Genomic DNA, 10,386 nt, shown 5'->3' on the forward strand with positions numbered 1-10,386 from the left:
GGGGGAGGCCGGTCGCACGGGGCTCCGGTCCAGCCGCGGGCGCATCACGACGCGTCCCCCACGAGCCCCGTCTGCACCTGCAAGGTCTTACGGCGAGCGATCCGGACCGCCCGGCCCGGAATCAGCTCCCTCCCCTTCACGCTCCCGAAGAGATATCCCTCGCTCGGCGGGCACGACATCAGCAGCCCAGGCGTGTTGACCTCCTGCAGCCTCCGCAGCAACGACTCGTTGAGACCACGCCCGGCGCCCGCCGAGGACCGCGCCACGACCAGGTGCAGACCCACCTCGTGCCCCAGTGCCAGATGGTCCAGCAGCGGAGCGAACGGCTGTGTCATCGGCCCGCCGCCCACCATGTCGTAGTCGTCGACCAGGATGAACAGCCGCGGCCCCTGCCACCAGTCGCACAGCCGCATCCGCGACGGAGCGACGTCCTCACCCGGAACCCGCTGCCTGACCGCCCGCGCCGCCCCGTCCACCAGGTCCCGCAGCATGTCCAGGGACACGGCGTGCCCGAGCCGGTACGCCTCGGGAACGCTCTCCACCAGCTCCCGCCGGTAGTCCACCGTCATGATCCGCGCCTCGGCCGGGGTGTACCGCTCGGTGATGCCGCGCGCGACCAGCTTCAGCAGGTTCGTCTTGCCGCTCTCCGTGTCGCCCACCACGATCAGGTGCGGGTTCTCGGTGAAGTCGTGCCACACCGGCGCCAGTTCGTTCTCGTCCAGGCCGATGGCGATCCGCAGGCCGTTCTCGCCCTCCGGCTCCGGCAGCTCCGCTACCGGCAGTCTCGCCGGCAGCATCCGCACCCGCGGCGCGGCGGGACCCGTCCAGTTCTCGGCGATCGCGGCCACCAGCCCCGCGACCCCGTCCGCGAGGTCGTCGGCGTCCTCGACCCCGTCGACGCGCGGCAGCGCCGACAGGTAGTGCAGCTTGTCGGAGGTCAGGCCCCGTCCCGCGCTGCGCGGGATCGTCGCCGCCTTCCGGGAGTCGATCTGCGAGTCCATCGGATCACCCATCCGCAGCTCCAGCCGGGTCCCGGTCTGGTCGCGCACCGACGACGACAGCTCCACCCAGCGGGCGGTGGTGACCAGCAGATGGACTCCGTAGTTGAGCCCGCGGGCGGCCAGCGCGTTGAAGGTGGGGATGTGCCGGTCGAAGTCCTGGCGCACGGTGGCCCAGCCGTCGATGGCGAGGAAGACGTCCCCGTGCGGCTCGTCGGGGAACTCGCCCGCCGCGCGCCGCCTGCGGTACGTCGGCATGGAGTCGATGCCGTGCTCCAGGAAGAACCGCTCCCGCCTGGCCAGCAGCGTGGTGACCTCCGCGATGGTACGGCCCACCCGCTCGGTGTCCACCCGCGCCGCGACCCCGCTCATATGGGGCAGCTCGTCCAGCGCGGCCAGCGTGCCGCCGCCGAAGTCCAGGCAGTAGAACTGCACTTCGCGGGGTGTGTGGGTGAGGGCCAGCGCGGTGATGAGGGTCCGCAGCAGGGTGCTCTTGCCGCTCTGCGGGCCCCCGGCTATGGCCACGTGGCCGCCGGCCGCCGACAGGTCCACGGTCAGCAGATCGCGCAGCTGGTCGAAGGGCCGGTCCACGACGCCCACCGGCACCGTCAGCCGTCCCCGCAGCGGCCAGTCGGCCGTGGTCAGGCCGTACCGCGGGTCGGGTGCCAGCGGGGGCAGGATCTGGTCCAGGGTGGCCGGCCGGCCCAGGGGCGGCAGCCACACCTGGTGGGCGGGCGGCCCCGCCCCGCGCAGCCGGTCGAGCGCCACCGACAGCAGCGTCTCCCCGCCGGCGTCGCCCTCACCCTCCGGCTCGGGCTCCGGCCCGTCGGGCCCGCCCGCCGGCTCCGGGTCGGCGGGCGCGCGCGGCACCACCCACTCCGCCGTCCACGGCACCACCTGGCGCGCCACCTGCGCCTGTACGACGGCCCGGCGCCGCCGGTACGGCCCGGAGACGTACGCGGCCCGGAACCGGGTCAGCGCGTCGACGCCGCTCTTGAGGAAACCGGCACCCGGCTGCGCGGGCAGCTCGTAGGCGTCCGGCACGCCCAGCACGCCCCGGCTTTCCATCGCGGAGAACGTCCGCAGACCGATCCGGTACGACAGATGGCTCTCCAGCTGGTGCATGCGGCCCTCGTCCAGCCGCTGCGAGGCGAGCAGCAGATGGACCCCGAGGCTGCGCCCGAGGCGGCCGATCATCACGAACAGCTCCATGAAGTCGCGGTGCGAGGCCAGCAGTTCGCTGAACTCGTCGACGACCACGAACAGGCTGGGCAGCGGCTGCAGCGGTGTCCCGGACTGCCGTGCCTTCTCGTACTCCAGCGCGGACGTGTAGTTCCCGGCGGCGCGCAGCAGTTCCTGCCGCCGGATCAGCTCCCCGTGCAGGGCGTCCTGCATCCGGGCGACCAGCGCCACCTCGTCGGCGAGGTTGGTGATGACCGCCGAGGTGTGCGGCAGTTCGTCCAGGCCGAGGAAGGTGGCGCCGCCCTTGAAGTCGACGAGGACGAAGTTCAGCGTCTCGGAGGAGTTGGTCAGCGCCAGCCCCAGCACCAGCGTGCGCAGCAGCTCGCTCTTGCCGGAGCCGGTCGCGCCGATCAGCATGCCGTGCGGTCCCGTACCGCCCTGCGCGGACTCCTTGATGTCCAGCTCCACCGGTCTGCCCTCACCGCTCACCGCGATCGGCACCCGCAGCCGGGCACTGCCGGCCGACCGCTCCCACAGCGTGGCCGGGTCGTGCCGGTGCAGGTCGGGGATGTCCAGCAGCGAGGTCAGCTCGACATCGTTGGCGAGCGGCTTGGAGTCGTCACCGCCCACACTCATCCGGTACGGCGCCAGCAGCCGGGCGAGCGCCAGCGCTCCCACCGTGCCCAGCCGGTCGGGCCGGCCGAGCACCGTCGACTGCTCCTTGCGGTCGCGGTCGGTGCGCACCAGCGCGACACCGTTCTCGTCCACGTCCAGACGCAGCGTGGTCCGCCCCGGCTTCCACGCGAGCGCCCCGGTGAGGTCGAGCACCACCGCGTTGCGGAACCCGTGAGCGTCGAAACGGTGCCCCGTCGGGACCGTGCAGCCGTCGATCACGACGACCGTGTACGGCTCCTCGCGTCCCGGTACCGCGTCGGGGTCGGCGCCCGGCCGTTCCAGGAACTCGGCACCGAGCAGGTTCTCCAGCTCGGTGAAGGCCGAGGCGATCATGCGGGCCGGTCCGGCGCCGTCCTCCTCGTGCCGGTGCAGACTGTGCGGCAGCCACTTGGCCCACTCCCACTCCGCGCGCCGCTCGTCCGAGACGCACAGCGCGATCCACAGGTCGTCGGGGGAGTGGAACACCGCCAACTGCGCCAGCAGGGCCCGGGCCTGGGCGCGAATCCGTTCCTCGTCCCCGCGGAACAGCACTTTCGACCAGGCGCGCAGGTAGATCGCGATGGGCTGGTCCCGGACGGTGGAGTAGGCCCGGGTGAAGCTGCGCAGCGCGTGCGCCGACAGCGGCTCCAGGTCCTCGACGGGCTTGGTCGACAGGGGCGTCAGCTTCATCGCCAGACGCTGGTCGCCCACGCCCATCCGCACCTCGGCGAAGTCCTCGTCCGAGGCCCGCCGTTCCCACAGCCGGGTGCTGCGCACCAGCGACGACAGCGCGTCGGGTTCCGGATGGCGCCAGGCGAGGGCGCGCTGCTGCTCCACGATGGACGCCCGCACCATGCGCCGGGTCTGCCGCAGGTACCGCAGGTAGTCGCGGCGCTCGCCCTTCATCCGCTGCTTGCGCTCGCCGTTGCGGCGCATGACCTGACCGAGCATCATGCCCGCCGACGCGATCACCATGACACCGAGCGCGATGTAGATGAATCCGCCGCTGTCCCGGCTCATCCCCGGCCGCATGAACATCAGCATCATGGAGACCGACATCAGCGCCATCGGCAGATACGTCCACACCGCGGAACTGTCCGGCACGACTTCCGGAAGTGTCGGCGGCTCCTGAAGGCTCAGTTCCCCCGACGGCATTTCCGGCCCTTTGCGGCGGGCCGGCCGGCGGAATAGGATCACGCTCAACGAACGTCCTCCTAAAAGATATCGGAAGGAATCCCGGGGAAACCTCGCGAGAACGTCTCGGTTCTTCCGTAAAGAGTCAGAGTCCCACGCGACGGCGGCGGGATAATTGCCATGGGGTTCCCTGACGCTGAACTCCCGGAGTGGTGTTGCGAAAAGCCCGGCGTACGGTCAAACTCGTCGGCGCATGCCCCGTCCGGCTTTTCCGTCGCGTTCGGCGACCGACCGGTGTGCCGCTGCCACCTTCCAGCCACCGCTTATCGCGTGGTCCGCCAGAAAGTGTGAACCCCGAGCCCATGACTGAGATTCAGACGGCAAGCCTGTGCCGCGTCACCGTACGCGCTCCGGCCAGGACCGTCGACCTGGCCGTGCCCTCCGACGTCCCCGTCGCCGATCTGCTGCCCACAGTGATCGGCTACGGAGGGGACGGCTTGGAGGAATCCGGCCTGGAGCACGGAGGTTGGGTGCTCCAACGCCTCGGTGGTCCACCGCTCGACCCAGAGAGTACCTTGGACTCCCTCGGTCTGCGGGACGGAGAGGACCTTTATCTGCGGCCGCGGACCGACGCGCTGCCCGAGGTGCACATCGACGACCTGGTCGACGGCATCGCCGACGGCATGGGCCGCAGGCCGCACGGCTGGAGCCCGGAGGCCGGCCGGCGCCTGCTGCTCGGACTGACCGCGGCCACCCTCGTGCTGGGCATCGTGCTGCTGGCCATGCCGGGCACCGCGGGCTGGGTGCGGGCCGTCGCCGCCTCGGCCGCCGGACTGCTGCTGATCGCCGGGGCGGGTTCCGCCTCCCGTGCCGTCGGGGACGCCGGAGCCGGCTCGGTGCTCGGTCTCATGGCGGCCCCCTACTTCGCGCTGGCGGGCTGGCTGCTGCCCGGCGGAGACCTCGGCGGCGCCGACGGCGAAGCCGTCCTCGGCGCACGGCTGCTGGCCGCGTCCGCGGCCGGCGGCGCGGGCGCGGTGCTGGCCCTGGCGGCGGTCGGCGTGTACCCCGCCCTGTTCATCGGCGCGGCCTGCGTCGCGGGGGCGGGCGCGCTCGGCGCCGCCCTGATCACCTTGGACCTGGCCCCGGGACAGGCGGCCGGTGTGGTGGCCGTGGTGGTGGTGCTCTTCGGCGGGTTCGTCCCGTCCCTGTCGTTCCGGCTGGCCGGCATGCGGATGCCGCCGCTGCCGACCAACGTCCAGCAGCTGCAGCAGGGCATCGACCCGTACTCCTCCTCGGACGTCGACGCCCGGTCGGCACTGGCGGACGGCTGGATGACCGCCCTCTACGGCGCCATCGGCCTGGTGTGCCTGCCCTGCCAGGTGGCCCTCATGGTCGCGCCGGGCCTCGCCGAGATCCTCACCGTGGTGGCTCTCTCCCTCCTCCTGCTGCTGCACAGCCGAGGGCTGGGTAACGTCTGGCAGCGGCTGTCACTGACCATCGCCGGGGCCTGGGGCACGGCCCTGCTGCTGTTCGTCTCCGCGCGCTCCGTCGACCCGGCGGACCGGCTGGCGCTGACGGCCGGCCTGATGGGGCTGGCCGCCGCGGTCACCATCGCCTCGTGGACGGTGCCCGGACGGCGGCTCGTCCCGTACTGGGGGCGCGCGGCCGAGCTGCTGCACTCACTCGCCGCCATCAGCATCCTGCCGCTGACGCTCTGGTCGATGGGTGTCTACGGCTGGCTCCGCGGCATCAACGGCTGACCCGGGAGAACGGCGACATGCACAGCAAACGCGACGAAGTACAGGCGCACCTCTTCATCATGGGGCGGCTGGCCTCGGCCATGCTGCGCGCCGAGCCGGACTCCCCGGAGAGCCCGCTGGGCAGGACCAACCGCGGCGCCGCGATCGGCGTGATCATCGCCATCCTGGTCTGCGCCGGCGCCTTCGTCTTCGGACTCATCCGGCCAGGCGGCAACGACTCGTGGCGCTCGGGGGAGAACCTGATCGTCGACAAGCAGACCGGCGCACGGTACCTGTACCTGGACGGGCGGCTGCGCCCGGTGCGCAACTACGCGTCGGCCCGGCTGGTCACCGGCGGCGCCGTCGGCGTCACGACGGTGGGTACGTCCTCGCTGGCCGGCACCCCGCACGGGACGCCCATCGGCATCCCCGACGGGCCCGAGGCGCTGCCGGGCACCGGCGACCTGGACCGCACCCCGTGGCTGGTGTGTTCCGGGATCCTCCCGCGGACCACGGGCGTCGTCACGGCGACCACCACGCTCGCCCTCGGCACCGGCGCCCCGCAGGACGTGCCCGGCGGCAAGCAACTCGCCGAGAACGAGGGCATGCTGGTCGCGGGCCCGGACGGCGCCAGGTACCTGCTGTGGCAGGGCAGCCGGCTGCGCCTGGACGAGCGGGCGAAGGCGGCCGAGGCACTCGGGTACGGCGGCGTCACCCCGCGTCCGGTCTCCGCGGCGTTCCTGGACGCGTTCCCGCTGGGGCCCGACCTGGCGCCCGCCGAGGTACCCGGCCGGGGCGGGAAGGGCCCGGAACTCGCCGGGCGGGGCACCAGGATCGGGCAGCTCTTCAAAGTCGACGTACCCGGCTCCGCCGCCCGCCACCACCTGCTCACGCGGGAGGGCCTCGTACCCCTCACCGACACCGGTACGACCCTCCTGCTGGGCGACCCGCGGACGCGGGAGAAGGCGTACGGCGGGGAGGCCGCGACCGTGGTGACGCTCGGCGCGGACACCCTGGCCGGGCATCTCGCCCCGGACGCGCGGAGCTCGGGGTCGGCGAAGCTGCCCGCGTCGCCGCCGAAGGCGGTCACCGTCGCCGCCGGCTCCGTGGCCTGCGCGGAGGTCGACTCCACGGACTCCGGCGTGCGGGTGGGCACGTCGGTACTGCCCGAGGGCGCCCTGCCCAGGGCCGTGCAGGCACCGTCGCCCGAGGTCGAACCGGGTTGCCTGAAGGTCGACTCCATCGCGGTACGGGCCGGAAAGGGCGCGCTGGTCCGGGCGTTGAGCGCGAGCGGCAGCGCGCTGGGCGACACCACGTACCTGGTGACGGACGAGGGTGTGAAGTACCGGCTGTTGTCCCAGGAGGCGGTGACGGCGCTGGGCTACGAGGGTGTCGAGGCGCGGACGATGCCGTCCCCGATGCTGGCCATGCTGCCCAGCGGCCCGGACCTGACCCCCGAGGCGGCGTCCGAGGGCGAGGCGCGGGTGACGCTGCGGTGCCCCCGGCGATAGCGGGAGGGGGCGACCGGCTCCCGCCGGCAATCGTCCGGAAGGGAAATTCTTGGCGTCCGTGTGGTCACCGCACGTTAAGCCGGGCACCCGGCGGCGTCCGGTGGACCGCGCCCGGTGCCCGTTCTGTCCGGCCGGATTCACCGCGTCGCTCACTTGAGCGGGGTGAATTCCGGACCATTGCTCAATTGAGCTCCCGAGAAGGGGACTTCGCGGTTCCGCCGGCAATTGCCAAACAAGTTGAAGCCTGCATAGCATCTGGCCACCTCATGGCCCCGGCGAGTCAGCCGTGATCGCAGGGACACTCTGTCTGCCCGCGGAGTGACGTGGGGGACGCAATCCGGTGAGTGTCGCCGAAAAGGGAGTTCTCTCATGGCCATGCAGCAGTCGGAAGAACGCGCCACCCGTAACGGGATAATGGCGCTGGAACAGGCCTTCACCGGTGTCCAGCGCTGTCAGCAGGACGTCCAGTCGACGTCGCAGACGCTCGCCTCGAACTACGGTGGCTCGGACGGCGGCAAGTACAAGAAGCTGCTGGAGCAGTGGGACGAGCACGTCGACACCATCCTGCTCAACCTGGACCGTATGGTCGACGAACTCAACGGCACTCTTCGGGAGCACGGACTGGTGCAGGGATCCACCAGCGACGCCATCGACGCGGAGTACTCACGCTCCACGCAGGTGTTCGACGAGCTCAACGGCACCAGCACGTCGGCGAACTGACCCCCACGCCGGCCCGCCGATCCCAGAACCTTCAACTCCTGCCGTTATCCCGGCGAATCGAGGACTCCGATGGACTTCTCCGACGGCTACATCTACGTCGACTACAACCACGCCGAAGGCGCGGCGGACGACATGGTCGGCCAGTCTCAGGCGATCATGAGCATTCTGGCCAACCTGGAGATGGAACTGGCCGAACTCCGGAACAGCTGGATCGGTGACGACAAGGACGTCTACAGCGAAGTCCAGGCGAAGTGGGACAACGCTGTCGAGAACATCAAGAACCTGCTCGCCAACCACTCCGGTCTACTCACCGAGATCTCCTCCAACTACCGGTTCACGGAACAGAACCTGTCTCAGCGCTGGGGCGACATCAGGATCGGCAGCCGCTGACGCGGGCCGGTGACGGAAGGGTGATCACATGGCCGTCACGGTCCTTGACAGCACGTTCCTGAAGAATTTCATCAACAACCAGATCGACGGTTTCCGCACGACGCTGGAGAACATCCTCAAGGACAGCCCGACCGCCGGACCGGCGATCTCGTTCATCGCGGACAGCATCTCGACCACGACGATCGACGCCGCGAAACCCCTCGTCATCGGCCTCATGGCCGGCGAGAACAGTGCGGTCGGCGGCGGTGCCCTGAACAAGGTCGTCCAGCAGGGCGCGGGTGAGGTCCTGCGCGTCCTCGAGGACCAGACGGTCCTCTTCGAGGACCTCGAACAGGCGTTGTGGGACACCATCGACGAACTGGCCAAGAGCCAGGGCAAGAATCTGGAAAGCATCACCGCGGACGACTTCATGGACATCTTCGAGGATGTCGACAGTGATCTCGGCAATCCGGGTGCTACCGAAGAGGAAGAGTAGCGGAGTTCGGCGATGGCCAGCCCCGAGGACAACAACAACGACAACTGGAAGAAAGCGGTTGACCTGCTTACCGGCTATGTCCTGCCGGAGCGGAAAACGTTGTTCGACGATCTGAAGGGTAACGACGGCATCCCGCTGATTCACGTCCGGCTGGACAAGCAAGGCGGCCCGGAATACTCGTCGGGCTTCCTGTCCTCGAGCGGATGGAAGACGCACAACACCGACTACACCATCCCGTTCTACCGCCCCAGCGACGACTCCCAGGACGTGTCCGCGGGCAAGTACCTCTACCGGTACCGCGCCTACATCACCTTCCTCGCGTCCGGCCAGGACTGGCCGCCGGGCGGGGACGACGTGATCCCGGACTACACGAAGACGAGTGAGCGCCTCAAGGACAAGGGCGGCTGGAACAAAGAGGGCGAGAAGCTCGACTGGAACACCAACGCGCTGGTCCGGTACGTCTACGGCTCCAGGGACGCCCTCTCCCAGATCACCATGTGGCCCTACTCGACCCACGGGTTCAAGAACCGCGGCTACCCGGTGAACGACGCCGACTACGTCGACCTGCGCACCTTCACGGAAGCGGCCCAGGCCTTCGACCGGGTGGCCAAGTTCTTCGAGGACAGCGCGGTCACCGTCGGCACGTGGGACACCGAGAACATCGGAGAGGGCAGCGACGCCTGGGACGGCACGTCGGCCGCCATCTTCAAGGAGCTCATCCACAAACTGGCCCGGAACTACGAGGGGTACGCCGACCAGCTCAACGGCAAGGGAGGCGAGGGCACCGCCGTCACCATCGACGACGTGACGGTGACCTCCGCGCCGGCCCGGGCGCTGGCCGAGGCCCAGGGCGTTCTCCTCGCCCAGGCCCAGAAGCTCTACGACGCCTGGGAAGCGTGGAAGGCCGAGAGCAATCCGCAGCGCTGGCTCTACGACATGCTGCAGAACGCCCGGCTGACCCTCTTCGACACCCAGTACGACAAGACGGACATCGAGACGGTGTCCAGTGGCTCCGGCATGTACACCTCCTGGCACAACTACGTGGTGTCGACCGCCGGCTTCCAGAACGACATCGTCATCGAGGGCAAGCCGTACGGCAGGCCGAGCGAGATGACCACGTGGAAGGCGATCGCCGACGAGGCGGTCCGCCGGTGGGAGCAGTCCGTGCAGGACTGGCTCAGCACGGCGGGCGCCGAGGCCATCGTCGAGATCCACAACGCCTTCAAGACGGCCGAGAAGGCGTTCGACACCAGCATCACCGACAAGGACGACCGCCCCCTCTCCGAAATCTCCGCCGAGGCGGAGGCCGACGCCGAGAAGAAGAAGGCGGATGCCGAGGCGGCGGCCGCCAAGGCCGAGGCGGAGAAGGAGAAGGCGGAGGCCAAGGCGGAGCGGGAGCGGGAGAAGGCGGAGGCCGAGGCGGAGCAGGCTGCCGCCAAGGATGAGGCGGAGAAGGAGAAGGCGGAGGCCAAGGCCGAGCAGGAACGCGAGAAGGCGGAGGCCGAGGCGGAGCAGGCTGCCGCCAAGGATGAGGCGGAGAAGGAGAAGGCGGAGGCCAAGGCCGAGCAGGAACGCGAGAAGGC

Annotated in this window: 7 protein-coding genes; 6 read left to right on the plus strand and 1 reads right to left on the minus strand. The window is 70.2% G+C overall.

The window, feature by feature from the left end:
• Positions 1-44: 44 nt before the first annotated feature.
• A complete protein-coding gene (eccCa, locus tag ACZ7G3_RS35045) occupies positions 45-3,989 on the minus strand; it encodes a type VII secretion protein EccCa (RefSeq protein ID WP_470930691.1) in 3,945 nt (1,314 codons plus the stop codon).
• Between the two features lie 341 nt (positions 3,990-4,330).
• Between eccCa and eccD the strand changes: the two genes are divergently transcribed.
• From eccD to ACZ7G3_RS35075, 6 genes are all read left to right on the plus strand, one after another.
• Positions 4,331-5,728, plus strand: coding sequence for a type VII secretion integral membrane protein EccD (gene eccD / locus ACZ7G3_RS35050; protein WP_470930682.1), 1,398 nt, complete (start codon positions 4,331-4,333; stop codon positions 5,726-5,728).
• A 17-nt stretch (positions 5,729-5,745) separates the two neighbouring features.
• Positions 5,746-7,218, plus strand: a complete 1,473-nt coding sequence (eccB, locus tag ACZ7G3_RS35055) for a type VII secretion protein EccB (protein WP_470930684.1) — start codon at positions 5,746-5,748, stop codon at positions 7,216-7,218.
• Positions 7,219-7,587: 369 nt separating this feature from the next.
• Positions 7,588-7,938, plus strand: coding sequence for a hypothetical protein (locus tag ACZ7G3_RS35060; protein ID WP_426521896.1), 351 nt, complete (start codon positions 7,588-7,590; stop codon positions 7,936-7,938).
• A gap of 69 nt (positions 7,939-8,007) precedes the next feature.
• Positions 8,008-8,328, plus strand: coding sequence for a WXG100 family type VII secretion target (locus tag ACZ7G3_RS35065; RefSeq protein WP_426521897.1), 321 nt, complete (start codon positions 8,008-8,010; stop codon positions 8,326-8,328).
• Positions 8,329-8,356: 28 nt separating this feature from the next.
• Entirely contained in the window at positions 8,357-8,803 is a 447-nt protein-coding gene (locus ACZ7G3_RS35070) for a type VII secretion system-associated protein (protein ID WP_470930687.1), read from the plus strand.
• A 12-nt stretch (positions 8,804-8,815) separates the two neighbouring features.
• On the plus strand, positions 8,816-10,386 hold a 1,571-nt coding region (locus ACZ7G3_RS35075), incomplete at its 3' end, for an AAWKG family protein (RefSeq protein WP_470930689.1).

Source organism: Streptomyces sp. NPDC037271, from assembly GCF_055603605.1.

Excerpts from the sequence above, each read along its gene's own strand:
- eccD (WP_470930682.1), top strand. The coding sequence starts at position 4,331 with ATGACTGAGATTCAGACGGCAAGCCTGTGCCGCGTCACCGTACGCGCT.
- ACZ7G3_RS35060 (WP_426521896.1), top strand. The coding sequence starts at position 7,588 with ATGGCCATGCAGCAGTCGGAAGAACGCGCCACCCGTAACGGGATAATG.
- eccCa (WP_470930691.1), bottom strand. The coding sequence starts at position 3,989 with ATGCCGTCGGGGGAACTGAGCCTTCAGGAGCCGCCGACACTTCCGGAA.
- eccB (WP_470930684.1), top strand. The coding sequence starts at position 5,746 with ATGCACAGCAAACGCGACGAAGTACAGGCGCACCTCTTCATCATGGGG.
- ACZ7G3_RS35065 (WP_426521897.1), top strand. The coding sequence starts at position 8,008 with ATGGACTTCTCCGACGGCTACATCTACGTCGACTACAACCACGCCGAA.
- ACZ7G3_RS35070 (WP_470930687.1), top strand. The coding sequence starts at position 8,357 with ATGGCCGTCACGGTCCTTGACAGCACGTTCCTGAAGAATTTCATCAAC.